Annotated in this window: 14 protein-coding genes; 4 read left to right on the forward strand and 10 right to left on the reverse strand. The window is 40.6% G+C overall.

The features are described from left to right. Positions 1 to 9: 9 nt before the first annotated feature. On the forward strand, positions 10 to 1,509 hold the full coding sequence (locus ANA7108_RS0119605; RefSeq protein ID WP_016952522.1) for a site-2 protease family protein: 1,500 nt from the start codon (positions 10 to 12) through the stop codon (positions 1,507 to 1,509). Between the two features lie 293 nt (positions 1,510 to 1,802). Here ANA7108_RS0119605 and ANA7108_RS0119610 read toward each other — a convergent pair whose 3' ends face one another. Then, positions 1,803 to 3,056 (reverse strand): glycoside hydrolase family 10 protein, encoded by a 1,254-nt coding sequence (locus ANA7108_RS0119610; RefSeq protein WP_016952523.1) that lies wholly within the window; start codon positions 3,054 to 3,056, stop codon positions 1,803 to 1,805. Positions 3,057 to 3,389: 333 nt separating this feature from the next. Between ANA7108_RS0119610 and ANA7108_RS0119615 the strand changes: the two genes are divergently transcribed. Together ANA7108_RS0119615 and purH are read left to right on the forward strand one after the other, a co-directional pair. Next, a complete protein-coding gene (locus tag ANA7108_RS0119615) occupies positions 3,390 to 3,803 on the forward strand; it encodes a hypothetical protein (protein WP_016952524.1) in 414 nt (137 codons plus the stop codon). Positions 3,804 to 4,615: 812 nt separating this feature from the next. Beyond that, the gene (gene purH / locus ANA7108_RS0119620; protein WP_016952525.1) at positions 4,616 to 6,139 is read left to right on the forward strand and encodes a bifunctional phosphoribosylaminoimidazolecarboxamide formyltransferase/IMP cyclohydrolase; all 1,524 of its coding nucleotides are present in this window, start codon (positions 4,616 to 4,618) and stop codon (positions 6,137 to 6,139) included. A 406-nt stretch (positions 6,140 to 6,545) separates the two neighbouring features. Here purH and ANA7108_RS0119625 read toward each other — a convergent pair whose 3' ends face one another. The 9 genes from ANA7108_RS0119625 to ANA7108_RS0119665 form a co-directional block, all read right to left on the reverse strand. Continuing rightward, the gene (locus ANA7108_RS0119625) at positions 6,546 to 7,283 is read right to left on the reverse strand and encodes a biotin/lipoate A/B protein ligase family protein (RefSeq protein WP_026104318.1); all 738 of its coding nucleotides are present in this window, start codon (positions 7,281 to 7,283) and stop codon (positions 6,546 to 6,548) included. A gap of 48 nt (positions 7,284 to 7,331) precedes the next feature. Then, positions 7,332 to 7,811 carry a YbjN domain-containing protein gene (locus tag ANA7108_RS0119630; protein ID WP_016952527.1) on the reverse strand — a complete coding sequence of 160 codons (480 nt, stop codon included), beginning with the start codon at positions 7,809 to 7,811 and terminating at the stop codon, positions 7,332 to 7,334. Positions 7,812 to 8,106: 295 nt separating this feature from the next. Further along, positions 8,107 to 8,664 carry a recombination mediator RecR gene (recR, locus tag ANA7108_RS0119635; protein ID WP_237741566.1) on the reverse strand — a complete coding sequence of 186 codons (558 nt, stop codon included), beginning with the start codon at positions 8,662 to 8,664 and terminating at the stop codon, positions 8,107 to 8,109. A gap of 365 nt (positions 8,665 to 9,029) precedes the next feature. Further along, entirely contained in the window at positions 9,030 to 9,827 is a 798-nt protein-coding gene (locus ANA7108_RS0119640) for a hypothetical protein (protein WP_016952529.1), read from the reverse strand. A 91-nt stretch (positions 9,828 to 9,918) separates the two neighbouring features. Further along, positions 9,919 to 10,770, reverse strand: coding sequence for a formyltetrahydrofolate deformylase (gene purU, locus ANA7108_RS0119645; RefSeq protein ID WP_016952530.1), 852 nt, complete (start codon positions 10,768 to 10,770; stop codon positions 9,919 to 9,921). A gap of 15 nt (positions 10,771 to 10,785) precedes the next feature. Then, a complete protein-coding gene (locus ANA7108_RS0119650; protein ID WP_016952531.1) occupies positions 10,786 to 11,403 on the reverse strand; it encodes a DUF4340 domain-containing protein in 618 nt (205 codons plus the stop codon). A gap of 114 nt (positions 11,404 to 11,517) precedes the next feature. Next, positions 11,518 to 13,356: a Gldg family protein gene (locus tag ANA7108_RS0119655; protein WP_016952532.1), complete on the reverse strand. Its 1,839-nt coding sequence runs from the start codon at positions 13,354 to 13,356 to the stop codon at positions 11,518 to 11,520. 115 nt (positions 13,357 to 13,471) lie between these two features. Then, positions 13,472 to 14,284, reverse strand: a complete 813-nt coding sequence (locus ANA7108_RS0119660) for an ABC transporter permease (protein ID WP_016952533.1) — start codon at positions 14,282 to 14,284, stop codon at positions 13,472 to 13,474. After that, positions 14,285 to 15,271 (reverse strand): ABC transporter ATP-binding protein, encoded by a 987-nt coding sequence (locus tag ANA7108_RS0119665; protein WP_016952534.1) that lies wholly within the window; start codon positions 15,269 to 15,271, stop codon positions 14,285 to 14,287. Between the two features lie 387 nt (positions 15,272 to 15,658). Between ANA7108_RS0119665 and ANA7108_RS0119670 the strand changes: the two genes are divergently transcribed. Continuing rightward, positions 15,659 to 17,728, forward strand: coding sequence for an S-layer homology domain-containing protein (locus ANA7108_RS0119670; protein WP_016952535.1), 2,070 nt, complete (start codon positions 15,659 to 15,661; stop codon positions 17,726 to 17,728). Positions 17,729 to 17,870 lie beyond the last annotated feature (142 nt).

Below are 17,870 nucleotides of genomic sequence, written 5' to 3' on the forward strand. Positions count from 1 at the left end.
GGTTTACAGATGTTGAATTCATCAGAAACTCCTATAATTGCGGCAGTGGTGCTGGTCGCTTTCGGCATTTTGGCTTGGGGCTTTTATCGCGCCAGACCTTTTGGTAAACTGGGAATCTTAGCCTGGTTACAGTCGGTGGTATTAATGATTCCCTGGCTGCTGTTCTTTGGCTTGTTTGCCGCTGGGATTTACATCAATATAGTAGGTATATTGTTATTGCTCGTGGCTTCTACTGGAATCTACATCTTTTTAGGTAGACAGTTACGCAACGCTGGGCAAGATGCCATTCTCAAACAACGGGCAACGGAAAGACTTGCTGCTAATGCTTCACAGGAAGCAAATTCACCAGCAAATGCCAACAGTGAAGTACTAGTTGCAGAACTAAAACTGGACGCAATGACAATACCCGAAGAAGATTTGAGTACCATTAAGGGTATTTTCGGGATTGACACATTTTTTGCCACAGAAACCATCCCCTATCAAGAAGGAGTAATTTTCAAAGGCAATTTGCGGGGAGAACCAGAGGAAGTTCACAACCGGCTGACAAAAAGTCTGCAAGAACGTTTAGGTGATAAATATCGCCTGTTTTTAGTGGAGAACACAGACGATAAACCCGTAATGATTGTTCTCCCCAGCCGTACAGATCCACGTCCGATGCAGTTACCACAGAAAGTCTTTGCGGTGATTCTTTTGGTAGCAACTATTGCCACCAATTTTGAAGCGGCGGGATTATTGCTGAATTTTGATTTATTTTCCAATCCATCAAGGTTTCCTGAAGCTTTACCTATAGGTTTGGGGATATTTACGATTTTGATTGTTCATGAAATCGGTCATTGGATCATGGCGCGACGACACCAAGTCCGCCTCAGCTTACCCTTTTTCCTCCCGGCAGTGCAAATCGGCTCTTTTGGGGCAATTACCAGGTTTGAGTCCCTACTACCTAACCGTAAGGCGTTATTTGATATTGCTTTGGCTGGGCCTGCCTTTGGCGGTATCGTTTCTTTGATAATGTTGGTGACAGGTTTGCTGCTTTCCCACCCAGGTAGTTTATTTCAATTACCCAATCAGTTTTTCCAGGGTTCAATTTTAGTGGGAAGTTTAGCACGGGTTGTGCTGGGTGCAGCCGTCAAAGCGCCCTTAGTTAATGTCCATCCCCTAGTTATTATTGGTTGGTTAGGTTTGGTGATTACGGCATTGAATTTAATGCCAGCTGGACAATTAGATGGTGGGCGGGTTGTCCAGGCTATTTATGGACGCAAAACCGCAGGAAGAGCGACATTTGCGACTTTAATTTTGCTGGGCTTGGTGTCTCTGGGTAATCCTTTGGCCATGTATTGGGCGATTGTGATTTTGTTTTTACAACGAGATTTAGAACGCCCCAGCTTGAATGAGGTAACTGAACCAGACGACGCTAGAGCCGCTTTAGGTCTTTTAGCCCTGTTTTTGATGATTAGTACCCTTTTACCCCTAACTCCGGCTTTAGCTGGGCGTTTGGGAATCGGCGGCTAGTACCGCAGGGCGGAATTAAAAATTAAAAATTAAAAATTAAAAAAGCAGATTAAACAAGCTTTTAGAGATTTTTAATGATCAGTTATTTCCGCCTTGGGGTAATCAGTAGAGTAACGTAAATAATTACAGGTTTTTAGTCAGGGCTAAAGCCCTGACTACGAACGAATTTCAGAATTTGTTACATCGTTTAACATCCTTTGATTTCTTTTTGCCTACTTAGTGACTTTGTTCATATTCAAAATTCAAAATGAAGAATTCTATTTTTGAATTTTGAATTTTTAATTTTTAATTGATTAAGGTTTCCAGCCTGCGAGTAAATTAGGATAAGTTGTTGGTTTAGGGAAGATTTTCTCAAAACCAGCTTGACGTTGTTCCGGTTTTTCTTGGCTGATGTTCCAGAGGGTTTCGTAGAAAAAGAACGAAACTCCGGCAAAATTGCGATCGCGCACTTTCTGTACTTGTGTCTGAATCTGTGACATGGGTACAGAACGATTTTTTAACCCACTTAAAATGCCAATACTTACAGGAATATGTCTTTTGGCTGCTTTCACTTCTGGATATTCTAATTCGCTGATAAACACATTTAAGTCATCGCGGTATATCTGCAAAACCAAGTCTTCGACTATTCCCATGCGTTCCCATTTCTGCCAGTCTGCTAAAAAGAATTCATAGGAAAACCGCTGGGGATTAGGCGCAACAGAAACTATACAGTCTTTTTTATTAGCTTTGATAGCTGTGAATACCTGCTTCATGAAGTTGGTGATTTTGTTCGCCCTCCAGCGCACCCATTCTGGATCTTTCGAGTTTTTGGAGGGCGCTTTACCACGATGTTCTTTTTTGTAAAGTGCTACTGTGTAGGCATCATAGCCTAATTCTGATGGTAAGCCGAAGTGGTCATCAAATTGAATCCCGTCAACATCGTAGTTTTTAACGATTTCGACAATTAAATCTTGGATAAATTGTTGTACATCGGGACGAAAAGGATTGAGCCAAACGCGATCATGTGTACCTTCTTTGATAATTTTACTGCCGTTGCTGCGGCTAGTCAGCCATTGGGGACGATTTTTGGCTAAAAGGGAATCAGCAGGAGCCATAAAGCCAAATTCAAACCAAGGAATGACCGTTAAGCCCTGTTTATGTCCCTCAGTGACAATTTCTTGGAGCATATCTCGTCCTTGTAATCCCGGTGCGGGATCTAGAGATTTACCAATTACTTTAGCTGCGACTTTGCTAGGGTAAAGTGTGTATCCCCAATTCCAAACAGTCGGATAAACAGTATTGAAGTTAAGATCATCTAGGCGTTGTAAAGACTTTTGCAAGCGTTGGCTGCGCCCACCGAAGGTATCGCTCTCAAATAAAACATCGCTATCAATATTGGTTAACCACACCCCCCGTAACTCTGATGTTGTACCTTGGGGAGAAGCGGTCTGAGCTTTTAAGGGTAACGATAGTATCACCACAGTAATCATACTCAGGACAATGATAACCGCAAATAAACCTGACTTAACACGTTGATGCATATGCCATTGAACCAACTTTTGGCTCATTAAATTTTTTTTCAAATTTAGGTTGCTGTTATGCTTCCTAGTAGTATTTTTGAGTTCTTTTCATAAATAGGGATTGAAACCTTGAATTTTGGGTCTAGTTACTCCGCTTTGTTCTCCCTTAAAAGTTAAAAGTTCCCATTTGGGTCAAATTTTTAAATTTTGACGGAAATTAACGCTTATAAGTTTCCCTGTTATTTAATATCTGCCAAAAGAGATATTTTTACCTCTACAGCCCCTATTAACTCGGCAATTGAGCCTTGATGGAGTACCATAGTCCCACATACCGACAGTAAAAAAATTTGCTAAATTTTTTCCGGATATGCACAAAAATTTATGTTTATTGTTACACGTAATTATGTCAGCACTATGAATATTAAACTCGATAAACACACTCCAGACAATCTGGCATCTTTATTTGTCCTTCTGATGGAAGAAGGTATGACCGCAAATCAGATCATGGCTGGTATTGTTCGCCTAACGTCTGATACCAGAGAATTAGAAGGAACAATTGTATCAGCTGATTGTCTTGAATTCTTACTATCCGCCATGCCAGTAGACAACAGTGCTATGGGGGTGACAGAATTTATCTCATCCCTAGCCACAGAAGGTGTTAATAGCTTAATGTTGTTGGATGCCTTAGGTTTTGCTTGCTATGTTCGTGGTTTATTCGATTCTGCCAGCATTATCCGCTTAACTTATCAGAGACTGCAAGCCGACAAAATTATTTCCCAAATGTTGCGTGATTAAGAGTTAATGACTAACTACCGTTATTCAGGAATTTTTCCGCAAAACCAAAAAAGGCCAAGATCAATGACCATTGACATATTTTTTATCAATCCTTGGAGGTGTCCATTGGATAAACCACTTAGACATTCGTATGTTTATTATGAGATTTTTAGCCAGTTGTAGTGAAGCGGCGACAAAGCACTGTTTATTTTACTGCTGCAACATATAGGGACGTTGTACAGTACTTCAACAACAACTGGCGAGTGGGTAAGAGTTCTAAGGGTTGGCGCCAATCCGTCCCTGGGAACAATCTTAAAGGCCCCGTTCTCTTTGTTGATATTTCCATTAAAACGGTAACAGAAAATTTTTGTCTGCCAAATTGCCAAAACTTCGGATTATTGGTTTACGGTTGATATGATTGCATAGGTGGGGTGCTAAGGAGCGCCCCAATTTTTGTTGAAGAAGAGACGCGGTGAGGGGGAGAAGAGACACGGGGACGCGGGGACGCGGTGACACGGGGAAGAAAGAGATGAGGGGAGGAAGAGACGCGGTGACGGGGGTAACCTTTCAACTGGAGTTAAACCTCACCTGAAAGATAAGCGCCTGAATTACTGAATTAGAGATATCAGTCGAGGTCTTATATCAACTCACTTAATTAAACCCACAAATGAATTTCCACCTCTCCACCTCTCCACCTCACCGCGTCTCCCCATCTCCGCGTCCCCGCGTCAGGCCTAATGATAAGTATTCAACTGGACACGATATCTCTTGTCTCCTTTGGGTAAAATGGTTTTCTGCTGGCAATTTTGTAGTCGAAAGGAAACTGGGGAATTATGGCGCGTCTAGCCCTGCTGAGTGTATCTAACAAAACTGGTATTATTGACTTAGCCCGTAGCTTGGTTGAAGAATTTGACTTTGATATCATCAGTAGTGGTGGAACAGCCAAAACGCTGAAAGATGCCGGGATTCCGGTGACAAAGGTTTCTGAATATACAGGTTCACCGGAAATTTTAGGTGGTCGTGTCAAAACTCTACATCCCCGCATTCATGGGGGTATTTTAGCAAGACGAGATGTGGCGGAAGATGTGACTGATTTGGAAAATAATCAAATTCGTCCCATTGATTTAGTTGTCGTCAATCTTTATCCTTTTGAGGAAACGATCGCTAAACCGGGTGTAACATTAGCTGAGGCGGTTGAGCAAATTGATATCGGTGGACCAGCTATGTTAAGGGCATCATCGAAAAACTTTGCCCACCTGACAGTATTATGCAATCCTGATCAATATGATGAGTATTTGCAAGAATTACGCCAAAATGGGGAAGCGTCTCTAGATTTTCGCCAAAAATGTGCGTTAAAGGGATTTTTGCATACTTCTAGTTATGATAATGCCATTGCTGCCTATCTCGCTGGCAAGCAAACACAGGAATACACTCTTTCGGGAACACAAATCCAAGCTTTACGCTACGGTGAAAACCCACACCAACCCGCATCTTGGTATCGAACGGGAACTACAGCCACAGGTTGGGCAGCTGCAACTAAACTCCAAGGTAAGGAACTCAGCTACAATAATTTGGTAGATTTGGAAGCTGCACGGCGAATAATTACCGAATTTACGGAAAGTCCCGCAGCGACAATTATCAAACATACTAATCCCTGTGGTACTGCTGAGGCAGATACAATTTTTGCAGCTTATCAAAAAGCTTTTAATGCTGATTCTACTTCGGCTTTTGGTGGGATTGTGGCTTTAAACCGTTCTATTGATGGGGCGACAGCGACAGAATTAACGAAGACATTTTTAGAATGCGTGGTTGCACCTGAGTGTGATGAGGAAGCGCAGGAAATTCTCACTAAAAAAGGTAACGTCAGGATTTTGATTTTACCAGATTTGCAGAGTGGAATAAAAGAAACGGTGAAAGCGATCGCTGGTGGTTTCCTTGTTCAAACAGTTGATGACATCATTGCTGACCCCAGTAAATGGCAAATTGTCACCGAACGTCAACCCACTTCTAGCGAATTAGCCGAATTACTATTTGCCTGGAAAGTTTGTAAACACGTCAAATCAAATGCTATCGTCATCAGTAGCGATCGCACTACCTTGGGAGTAGGTGCTGGACAAATGAACCGTGTCGGTTCCACAAAAATTGCTTTAGAACAAGCTGGAGAAAAAGCTCAAGGTGCATTTCTCGCTAGTGATGGATTCTTCCCTTTTGATGATACCGTCAAAGCCGCTGCCGCTGCGGGAATTACTGCTATTGTTCAACCAGGTGGCAGTTTACGTGATAAAGATTCCATCAAAGCTGCTAATGAACTGGGTTTATTAATGGTTTTGACTGGTGTTCGTCACTTTTTACACTAAGAGGTGACAGGTGACAGGTGACAGGTGACAGTGAATAGGGAATAGGGAATATGTTATTCTCCCCATCTCCCTAAGACTAGTGCAGTTGTGAAAGTGGCACTTAAGATACTTATTCTTTAATTGAAAAGTGATAATTTGAGCTTTGTGTGAGGAGTAAGTTGAAACGAAAAACGCTTGGGGTGGAAACACGGCAACACTCCCAGGCGCTTTTTATTTTCCCCTTAAAGGACATATTAAAATTACTAATATAAAAATTTTGATTAAAATACTTGCGCTTTTATTTAACTAGTGATATAGTCTATTTGTGTGAGGAGCAATGTTGAATATAAAAAGCGCTTGGGGTGGAAACACGGTAACACTCCCAGGCGCTTTTTATTTTGGCTAATTTTTATTTTGGCTAATAAATTCAATTCATCAAATTAGATTGTGCAGAAATTGCTTCCCACTCAGTTTCAGAAAGTGGTTGTACTTCTATTTGCATATTAAAACAATCACAGGCTGCGATAATTAAAGCTTCTATAATCGTTTCTATGTTGAGATTTTGGGGAAGTTGACTTGGGGTAAAAGACTTTTGAGCAAATACTCGACCAAATAAATCTAAATCTGGATTTAAGCGAATTGAACCATGTTGTAAAATTGCTTCACCTCGCCGGAGTTGGGCGCTACCAATGAGTTTAGAACCATTTGCTAAAACTAAATCTGCACCAGTCGCAGTGCCAAAACAGTTAGGATTGTGGATATAACCGCGCCCAGCTTGCCCATAGTTTAACTCTAAGCCAAGCGATCGCCATCCTTGAATCAAAAACTCACAAATTTTTGCATAAGCTTGAAGACGACTGCCTATGATTCCAGATGTCACCACAGCATAGGTTAAATCGCCTTGGTGCAGCACTGCCCTTCCACCACTAGGACGGCGGACTAAATCGATTTTCTCACCTTGCCAGATTAAATTTTGCCAAGATTCAGGATATTTTTTTTGATGATAGCCTAGAGAAATTGCAGGTGGCGACCAAGTATAAAACCGCAGAGTTGGAGGATGTTTTCCTAAATGGTGCTGTTCTAGTAACCAGTAGTCAATTGCCATTTGGATATTACCAGCAGTTTCTAGTAACGGAATTAGTCGCCAAACCTGCTTATTTTGCAATGCTGTAGATTCCAATCTAAAAATCCCAAATCCAAAATCTAAATTTGCCTATGCTGCCCCAAACTCATCAACCAAAGCTTCATCATTATCATCAGCTATGGTGGCAACAATGGTAATTATGCGGGAAACTTCGCTAGGTGACAATTCTGCTAAAGTGCGTGTCGAGATAACAACTATCTGATTTTCAATAATGCCAAAACGAGCTTCAAAGGTACTTGTGCAATTCAACTCTAACAGATGGCGCATTAATTTAGGTTCATTTTTGGCTGGTAACTTCAACACCGCAGACCACACTGTGATAGTATCTTCATCACTGGAACCTGTGAGTTGTACGAATACTTCGACGCTGCCATATTTAAATTTCCACAGATAAGCACCGTTTTCACTGTGGCTAACCATTGCACTGTTATCTTGTTCGAGAGTGCCAATGACGCTTTCAATTACTTCGACATGGGTGATATTAGTAGTTTCAGCAATGAGTTCATCAATTGATTGATCAGAAGTTAAGGTTTCTTGGTAAGTTGCCATACAGATTTATTCCTCAATATAGTTACTGCTTTAATCTACACCTACTTTATCGCTTGTAGACAAGGTTAGTTTTAGTCTCTGGAGATAAGACTTTTCACAAACAGGACTTATGGAACTGGCACATTGGTAAGGTGCGTCACAATACTGTTCGGTTAACGATTTTTGTAGGTTGGGTTAAGCGATAGTGCAACCCAACAAATGCTTACAAATGTTGGGTTGCGTTCCTTAACCCAACCTACTTAATTCTATTTTTTGAGCTTAACCGACAAGTATTGAGGTGCGTCAGATGCTCTATCTAATCTAATTCTCGTCGTCCTTCCATTGCTCTAGCCAAAGTCACCTCATCAGCATATTCTAAATCACCACCCACAGGTAAACCAAAAGCAATGCGTGTGACTTTAGTAAATGGTTTTAATAGCTGTCCTATATATAATGTGGTTGTTTCCCCTTCTATGCTGGGACTAATAGCCATAATCACTTCTTTGGGCTGTTGCTGACTAACGCGTCTTACTAAAGCTTGGACTGTTAATTGTTCTGGACCAATACCGTCCATTGGGGAAATTACCCCACCCAAAACATGATATTTACCTTTATACTCGCGGGTTTTTTCCAGTGCAATCACATCACGGGAATCTGCAACTACACAGATAGTTGTCTGGTCACGGTTGGGGTTGCGGCAGATTTCACATACAGGTTCAGCCGAGAGGTGATAGCAAACTTGACACAAGCCTATTTGTTTTTTTGCATCAATCAGGGCTTGTGCTAAGGCTTCTACTTCTGATTCTGGGCGCTTTAAAATATGCAAAGCTAGACGCTGGGCGGATTTGGGACCAACTCCTGGTAGGCGTTGCAGTTGTTCAATTAACCGGGCTAAAGGGCGTGCGTAAACCGTAGTTTTGTCTCCTGGATGTTTTCACCTTTACTATGATGACATTTTTGGGAGGGTTTGGAGTAAGCTGTTGTGCGATCGCAATGAGAATACATTGGTACGATACCTTCACCAAATTGAAAAAAGCCTTGCTTCGTAAGTTGGGTTGCGCTGTCGCTTAACCCAACCGTAAGTATTCAGCCATAGCACTCCTTCATACCCAGATCCCCGACTTCTTTTATTTATTGTGTCCACAAATTATAAATTGATGTCAGAAGTCGGGGATCTTATCACCTTACCTGAATCCTTACACCCAACCTACAAAAAATAGCGAAGATATTGATTGATAATTATTCAATTTCTTCACATCTAATTAACAACCGTTCCAGGTCTTCAGCTAAGGAAATCAAATCTTTCCAAGAGGAACCACTAACTAAACTTTGAGCGTGGGCTAAACGGTTTCGCAAATGTTCAGCCGATTTAAGGAACCTTTCACCAAACCGCTTTGATTTCATTTCTAATTGCTGAAAAAGTTCTGGTTGATTCAATACCAATTCTCGTTTATCGCAAAATTGCAAATAATCTAATAAATCTGTAGCTTCATTTCTTTCTTGACTTTCACGCCATAACTTTTGAGCAGCTTCTAAACGGTCAGGTTTGAGGACTTTTTGCCAAGAATCTTGAGGATAATAAAGCCTTACTAGTCGTAACAGATTCATTTCTAGCAGCGTCACCAAGCCAAATAGTAACATTCTGACTGGGGCTTTTTGCAAATCACCACAAGTAATAATACCACTTACTTTATTACAGTCTAATACAAATAATCTTGGCGTTTGTTTCAGAATAGGAAACAACTTCATTAGTGGGGTGGAAATAGCGACTAATTCTTGAGGATGAAATACCCGTTGATAGTCGCTGCATTTTCCAAATTCGCTTTTTAGTAAGGTTGTAATTTCTACATAACCACTGATAATATCTCCTGTTTTTACCCCCACCACATCAAAATCCTGTAACTGCATCCAATTTATTACTTCTGTTACATCTGCGTCAGCCGTTACAGCTTTTAATGGTTCGGCTACATATTCTATGGTGATACTGTTCTCAAATAAGCTTCGTAAGTCTTGAGAACGGGATTTTAGCTGTTTCATCTATCGTTAGGAATAAGACATCCACAGGACTAGTATTTCATGAAAGTCTACATTTTTACTGTCCTCTAGATATCATCTGTGACTATTTCCTTTACTCAAAGACAACAGTACGATTTCCATACACTAAAACGCGATTTTGTAAATGCAATCTTACCGCCCTAGCTAACACAACTCTCTCCAAATCTTTACCCTTTCTGACTAAATCATCCACTTCATCACGGTGACTCACTCGCACCACATCCTGCTCAATAATTGGTCCCGCATCTAAATCAGCAGTAGCATAATGTGCTGTTGCGCCAATAATTTTTACACCTCTTTCAAAAGCTCGATGATAGGGATTAGCACCAATAAAAGCAGGTAAAAAGGAATGATGAATATTGATAATTTGCGGAAATTGTTTAATAAAATCTGCGCTAACAATCTGCATATATTTTGCTAAAACAACTAAATCAATATTGTATTTTTTTAATAATTCTAGTTGTTTAAATTCTTGTTCAATTTTATTATCTTTAGTAATGGGAATATGATGATATTCAATCCCAAATTGTTCCGCTACTCCCTGTAAATCAGGATGGTTGCTGATAATTATGGGAATTTCAGCAATAAATTCCTTAGCGCGTTGTCGCCAAATTAAATCAAAAAGACAATGGTCTTGTTTACTTACCCAAATAGCTAGACGGGGAACAGTATCAGAAAAGTGTAATTCCCATGTAGCGCCTAAAGGTTGACCAATAGCATTAAATGCTGGTTCAATCAAATTTTTGGGTAAATTAAACCCTTTTAACTGCCATTCTATACGGGTGAGAAATAACCCAGCAGCAGCATCTGTATGTTGGTCGGCATGGATAATATTACCACCATTAGCATAGATAAAATTGGCAATTTTGGCAACTAATCCCCGTTGATCTGGACAGGAAATCAGTAAAGTTGCTGTTGACTTCATTTAGATAAATATCAGTTATTTACTATTTGTGGGTGTTGGTAAAGTAAGACTAGGTAAAGGCTGTGATTCACTTTTATTTTCTATTTGTTTCCACTCTGATAATTGACGATTTACCGCATTGCTAAAATCTGGAGATACTAACAATAGATTTATCTTACCATTTTGTTGAGTATTGGGATCAATTTGAGCATATAAAAAGCTCTTGTTAAAATTAGTATTTCCTAAAATTAACTGATGGGTTTGCTGATTTTTGAGTTTGATATCAATAGTTGCTTGGGGTTTATCTAAACCAAATTCTTGGAGTTGACTAACTTGAGTTGATAGATTTTTGTCGCTTTTACCTTTTACCAATAAATCCAGCAAATATGAAACAATAGCATCATTTGCAGGTTCAGAAATTGGCGATTTGATTAACCACTTAGGTTCTTCAGGTTTATTGCTACGTTCTAGATTCAAATTAATGTCTTTTGTGGTTACTGTTAATGATTGAATATCATCAGCAGCAAAAGAGAAAATTTGCTGTTTTTGTTCTTTAGTTTCTTCTTGCTGAGTTGCATTTTTAATTTCCAAAAAGTAAACAAAACCACCCAAACCTAGGGCTAAAAGTATCAAAATTAAAGTGCTGCGTTTCATTTAGTCATCGATGATTGGTGATTGGTGATTGGTGATTGGTGATTGGTGATTGGTGATTGGTCATTTTCTCCGCGTCCCCGCGTCCCCGCGTCTCCCCTCCTCAGTAACTAATATCTATCTTCGTTTCCACCAAATAATACCGCCTGTTGTTAAACTAATTAAAGGTAAAAGCAGCAAGGAAGATATTATTAAAATATTTGCTTGAGTCGTTGACATGGTGATGCGACGATTTGTCGGTTCTTTAGGGCGAATTGAAAGAGGTTGCTGGTCTTGTTGACTTAACCAAGTGACTGAATTAAGAAATACATCTCCATTTAATTGTTGTTCAAATAAGCCGTCTGTAGCAAAATCTGAGTTTCCTAATACTACTAACCGCGATTCTTTAGGAGTAGTTTGGGAAGTTGTGGGAGTTGGTGAAGTTGTTGGAGTTGGTGAAGTTGTGGGAGTTGGTGAAGTTGTGGGAGTTGGTGAAGTTGTGGGAGTTGGTGAAGTTGTGGGAGTTGGTGAAGTTGTTGGAGTTGTTGGAGTTGGGGAAGTTGTTGGAGTTGGGGAAGTTGTGGGAGTTGGTGAAGTTGGTGTTGGTGAAGTTGTGGGAGTTGGTGAAGTTGTGGGAGTTGGTGAAGTTGTTGGAGTTGTTGGAGTTGGTGAAGTTGTTGGTGTTGGTGTTGGTGAAGTTGTTGGTGTTGGTGTTGGGACAACTTGGACTGGTAAATTTCTTTTTAAAGCCACACCCAAAGTTAGAGGACCTTTGAGGTCTTTACCTTCATTAAACTCTAATTTTTCATTTTGTTGGTCACTTTCTGCCCAACTGTTAGGATATGGTTTAGTTTTGAGTAAAGAAATAGATTCAATACCAGAAACCGGAGTAATTTGTAAAGGTCGGACTAGGGGATAAAAAGAAATACCATTACCGAAATCTTTAGTAATAGGATGTTGTCCATATTCTGTGACTAGAGGTGCTGCTGGTCCAAGTCCTAAACTTTGTCCAGATATATCAATAGCCAAACGATTATCTAATACCACGCCCCAATCTTTTAGCAAACTATCAATTTTAGGATTGGTATTGGGGTCAATCATCAACAGTAAGTTACCGCCACGATTAAGATAGTCTTGTAAGGCTTTAACTTCACCTGCAAATAACTCTCGTTTTGCACCGGCTAAAATCACGACAGATGCATCTTCAGGAACTTGAGAAACTTCTGCTAAATTTAATGGTACAGCGGTGAAATTTTTATCTGTTAATCCTTGAATTGCTTGGGAAATTGCACCTTTACCTGGTGTAAGTTGGTGTTCGCCGTGACCTTGGAGAAAGTAAACTTGTGCGGTAGTGTTGCTAGTGATTTGTTGGAGGCGATTAGTTAACTTAACTTCTGAAAGACGTTCATTTTCATTGACTGTCTGCACTAATTGCCGCTTCTTTTCAAATTCTAGATACACTTCACCAAAATCTTTAACACCAAACTTTTCTGCTAATCCTGGTCTAATTTGAGGATCAATATATTCAAATTTAAATTTTGGACTTTGACGCTGAAAATTTTCTAGTAATTCTTGGTCTTGAGGATATTTATCTCTAGCAAATACCCAGACCTTAGCTTGTTGTGGTAAGGCTTTTAGTAATTCTTTAGATTGAGGGGCGAGGGTAAATAACTGTGTATCTGTTAAGTCTAACCGCAGGTGATAGCGAGTACCTAAAAAGTTGATTAATCCCAAAATGGTTAATACTGCTAAAGTTGCGAATAAGGCATTTGTACCTGTTTGGGTTGAACGGTTTTTCCACCATTTACTCTGCTGACTTTGTAAGATTATCCACAGGAGGCAAATTACGAAACCTGTAATTAAAAATAAGCAGGGAATTAATCCCCATTTTTCGGTGATGATACCTGCTGTTACGCCGACAGATATGAAGAATGGTCCTAGCCAAAATATGAGTTTCCAAGTTTGTTTTTTAATCATTAGTTAGTTATTGGTCATTTTGTAATAAGGCAATGAATAATTAACGGTAGATAAATGCGGATGAATTTTTTAGAAGCTGTCTATTGGTGATTGGGTGGAGAAGAAGATCATGTCTCTAACGTCTTTGAAAGCGGAGTGCATCAATTGATTGGGCGGTGAGAAAAATGCCTAAAATAATGTAACTGGCAAATAATATTAAGGCGCTGGTATCGAAAATGCCTTGAACTAGGGTATTGTAATGTTTAAGTAAGGAAAGATGACCCAATGCTTGTCCTATAGAACCGGGTATGTTGCTGGCGATTGCATCAATAAATAACAGCAAGATAATGACTGCAAAACTGAGGACTGCTGATAAAAGTGTGCTGTCTGTTAATGAGGAAATAAACATTCCTAAAGATAAGATAGCTGCGGCTAGTAAGATTAATCCTAAGTGACCGAGTAAGGGAATTATGGGTGACATGGGGGGATTTGAACTGCTGAGTGCGATCGCTTCAAATCCTAATAGGGGTAAAATCAATGTGATCAAAAATGTTAGCACTCCTAATAATTTCCCGACGGCTACAGCCCAATTGGTAATTGGTGATGTGGCTAATAGTTCTAATGTTCCCCGTTTGCGTTCTTCGGCGTAAAGTCCCATTGAAAGTATGGGTAGGATAAATAATAACAGCCACCCCATGCGGTCTAAAAATGCCCGTACAAATTCATAAGGTACATCTATGGGCGGTACTGGGACTCCTATTTGTTGTCCTTGGATGTCATAAGCTGCTACGGTGGGCAAAATGCCTCCTGGGCCTAGCAAAATCATGACGAGGAATAAGCCGGAGATAAACCAAAAGATGCCAGCAATACCATAAGCTAAAGGCGATACAAAATAACTTTGTAGTTCTCGGCGATAAATGGCAATGATATTAGCTAGTACTATACCCATCTATGCGGCTTCTCCTTCTGTGTCTTTTAAGTCTACTTCCAGGGATAAATTCTTTTCTTCTGTGGTCAGTTGCAAAAACACATCTTCTAGGGTAGCGCTGACTCGGCGCATTTCATATAAACCGAATCCGGCCCGAATCAAAGCCGCTGCAATATCTTTGCCTGGTTCTGTTCCCGGTTGGGAGATTACCCGCATAGAAGCGCGGTTTTGAGAACTTGTCGGCATTGATTCTACCAGAATGACACCGGATACATTTTGCAATACTTGTTTGGCTAGAGGTACTTCTCCTGTAATTTCTAGTGCATACCCAGATCCACCGGTCAATTGTGTCATTAGGTTTTCTGGAGTATTAGTTGCTACGACTTTACCCCGATTGATAATGGCAACGCGGCTACAGGTCATACTCACTTCTGGTAGAATGTGAGTCGAGAGGATAATTGTGTGGGTTCCAGCCAGGCTTTTGATTAGGTTTCTGACTTCGATGATTTGGCGGGGGTCAAGTCCAACGGTTGGTTCGTCAAGAATGATAGCTGGGGGATCATGAACTATGGCTTGGGCTATACCGACTCTTTGACGATAGCCTTTAGAAAGTTTACGAATTATGACCTGGCGTTTTTCTTCCAAGTTGCAGCGTTGCATGGCGGCGATGACTTTTTTCGAGCGATCGCCTGCCGATATCCCCTTAATTCGGGCTACAAAGTGCAGAAAACCCTCAACTGTCATTTCGGGGTACAAGGGTGGTGTTTCTGGTAAATAGCCAATTTTTTGCCGGACTGCGAGGGAATTTTCATGGACATCATAACCCGCGATTTTGGCTGTTCCTTTGGTTGCAGGTAAATAGCCGGCTAAAATTCGCATGGTTGTGGTTTTACCTGCGCCATTTGGCCCTAATAAACCGAGGATTTCTCCTGGTTCGACCTTAAAGGTGACATCACTAATGGCTGAGGTGGAACCGTAAATTTTACTGAGATGTTCAACTTCTATCATTTAAATGTGAGCGATCGCAATTTAACATTCACAATATTGACATTTTTTTCCAGTTATTGGGGAATAGGGAAAAATCTAAAACTGTTTACATTTTCGATCATGTCTATCAAACTTAGTCTAAAAATGCTCAGATGCAAAAATTCTGAAACCTGACAAAACTAAATAGATGAAACAGTTGTCACATTGTATAGACGGTGATAATTCATACAACAGGGAACTCTCTTTTTCTATGCTAGTGTTCTTAACTGCTGTCCCTCCGGCAACCGGAAATCTGCTGTAATTATTTTTGTCGGTTTCGTGGTAGCTTGCTGGGTGAAGAATTAAGCGTAAATACAAGCCAAAAGCATAGATTATGAAGTATAAATTATAAATTACAAAGTATAAATTATGGTTGTTATCACAATCTATATAAACCCTGTAACAGGGAATGATACTAATACTGGCTCCCGGATAAGCCCTTTTAAAACTATTACCCGCGCCCTCAAAGCGACTACCACATCTGCAATTATTCACTTAGCACCAGGAACTTACAGTACAGCTAGTGGTGAACTGTTTCCCTTGATTATTCCTGAACAGATGCTGGTAGTAGGTAACGAAGCGAATAAAGGTCAGGGAATTGTGATTTTTGGAGGTGGTGAGTATCAAAGTCCTAGTTTTGGTCTACAAAATATCACCATGCTATTGCTAGGTGATGCCAGTTTGTTAGGTGTAACTGTGACTAATTCCATCACTAAGGGTACAGGTATTTGGATTGAGTCAACAGCACCAACTTTGGTTAATAATACTTTCAGTAAATGTGGAAGAGAAGGAATATTTACGACAGGTAATGCTAAACCAGCAATTTTAGATAATCTGTTTGTGCAGAATCTGTCCAGTGGGTTAATGATGGCACGTAATAGCAAGGGGGAAGTGCTGCGGAATAGTTTTCAAAATAACCCTATAGGGATCGCAATTAGTGATTTTGCTGCCCCGCTGGTGGCAAATAATCAGCTTTCAGAAAACCGGATAGCGATCGCACTTTCTCGTGATGCCACCCCCGTACTACGGCGAAATCTGATTACCAAAAATAGCCAAGGTGGTTTATTGGTAAATGGTAACGCTGTTCCTGACTTAGGTCGCGCCCAAGATCCCGCTGATAATATTTTTCGAGATCAAGGTGAATTTGATGTCCAAAATTTATCATCCCAAACATTAACTTCTGTAGGCAATTTGTTAAATCCTAGTCAGATCAAGGGATTGGTGAAATTTATGGCTGCTACAGCAGAAACGCCTAGTCAAGTGGGAATTAGCAGCAGTTTTTCTGACTTAGATGGCCATTGGGCAGCAGCTTTTGTAGAAGCTTTAGTTAACAAAGGTTTAATTAGCGGCTTTCCTGATGGTACTTTTCAACCATCCACACCAATTACCCGCGCTCAATATGCTGCTTTAATTACCAAAACTTTTCAACTACTTACTAGTGATAAATTAGATAAATTTAAAGATGTAAAAACTGATTTGTGGGCAGCTTCAGCTATTGCCAGTGCAGCCGAAGCAGGTTTTCTCAGTGGTTTTCCTGATGGGACATTTCGACCAGGGCAAAATTTAGCCAAGGTTCAGGCAATAGTATCAATTGTCAATGGTTTAAAATTGACAGGTGGGAATCCCAATGGATTAACGGTGTATAGCGATCGCGCTCAAATTCCCAGTTATGCGACCAATGCAGTGACAATTGCTACGCAAAAATTATTAGTAGTTAATTACCCGCAAACAGAATTACTAGAACCATTACGAGAAATTACTCGTGCTGAGGTGGCAGCTTTAATTTATCAGGCTTTAGTCGCTAGAGGTGAAGTCGAAGCCATCTCTTCTGCCTATATTGTCAAACCAGAAACTGAAATTCCCTCCTTTTCCGATTTAGTGGGACATTGGGCTGAACCATTTATCCGTGCTTTAGTGAGTATGGGTCTAACCCAAGGCTTTGCAGATGGGAGTTATCAACCAGATAAACCCATGACTCGCGCCCAATATACAGCTTTAGTCGCGGCCGCCTTTAACCCCACAGCCAAACGTCAAGCCACAGAGTTTACAGATGTACCTCCAGATTTTTGGGCAGCGAAAGCCATTCAAATGGCAGCTAGAGGTGGTTTTGTGGGCGGATTTAGCGATCGCACCTTTCGCCCCGATCAAAATGTCCAACGGCTACAAGTGATTGTTTCCCTAGTGAACGGATTGGGATTACCAGCAGCTGATAACAGCGTCTCAATAGCTTACAGCGATAAAAAGTCGATTCCTGAATATGCCCGCAGTGCGATCGCCGCTGCTACCCAACAGAAAATGATTGTCAATTATCCAGATCCCAAGCTACTTGCACCAACAAGAGATGCTACACGGGCTGAAGTTGCAGCTATGATATATCAGGCATTAGTTGCCTTAAAACGGACTAAACCCATTAATTCGTCCTATATAGGACTGATGTGACGAGGACGTGTCCCCGCGTTCAAGTTCTGCTATATTACTTTGCATATCAGCAATTGACCAGTAGAATGAAAAACACTGCCTATCAAATTTGCAGCTGGTGAGAAAAACACTCATGTAGCCAAAAATACGCTAGGCTAGATGC

Source organism: Anabaena sp. PCC 7108, from assembly GCF_000332135.1.
GTDB lineage: Bacteria > Cyanobacteriota > Cyanobacteriia > Cyanobacteriales > Nostocaceae > Anabaena.

Bases quoted from the DNA above. Each gene is read 5' to 3' on its own strand.
- ANA7108_RS0119670 (WP_016952535.1), top strand. From the start codon at position 15,659: ATGGTTGTTATCACAATCTATATAAACCCTGTAACAGGGAATGATACT.
- purU (WP_016952530.1), bottom strand. From the start codon at position 10,770: ATGAAGTCAACAGCAACTTTACTGATTTCCTGTCCAGATCAACGGGGA.
- ANA7108_RS0119660 (WP_016952533.1), bottom strand. From the start codon at position 14,284: ATGGGTATAGTACTAGCTAATATCATTGCCATTTATCGCCGAGAACTA.
- ANA7108_RS0119610 (WP_016952523.1), bottom strand. From the start codon at position 3,056: ATGAGCCAAAAGTTGGTTCAATGGCATATGCATCAACGTGTTAAGTCA.
- ANA7108_RS0119665 (WP_016952534.1), bottom strand. From the start codon at position 15,271: ATGATAGAAGTTGAACATCTCAGTAAAATTTACGGTTCCACCTCAGCC.
- ANA7108_RS0119630 (WP_016952527.1), bottom strand. From the start codon at position 7,811: ATGGCAACTTACCAAGAAACCTTAACTTCTGATCAATCAATTGATGAA.
- ANA7108_RS0119605 (WP_016952522.1), top strand. From the start codon at position 10: ATGTTGAATTCATCAGAAACTCCTATAATTGCGGCAGTGGTGCTGGTC.
- purH (WP_016952525.1), top strand. From the start codon at position 4,616: ATGGCGCGTCTAGCCCTGCTGAGTGTATCTAACAAAACTGGTATTATT.
- ANA7108_RS0119640 (WP_016952529.1), bottom strand. From the start codon at position 9,827: ATGAAACAGCTAAAATCCCGTTCTCAAGACTTACGAAGCTTATTTGAG.
- ANA7108_RS0119650 (WP_016952531.1), bottom strand. From the start codon at position 11,403: ATGAAACGCAGCACTTTAATTTTGATACTTTTAGCCCTAGGTTTGGGT.
- ANA7108_RS0119655 (WP_016952532.1), bottom strand. From the start codon at position 13,356: ATGATTAAAAAACAAACTTGGAAACTCATATTTTGGCTAGGACCATTC.
- ANA7108_RS0119615 (WP_016952524.1), top strand. From the start codon at position 3,390: ATGTTTATTGTTACACGTAATTATGTCAGCACTATGAATATTAAACTC.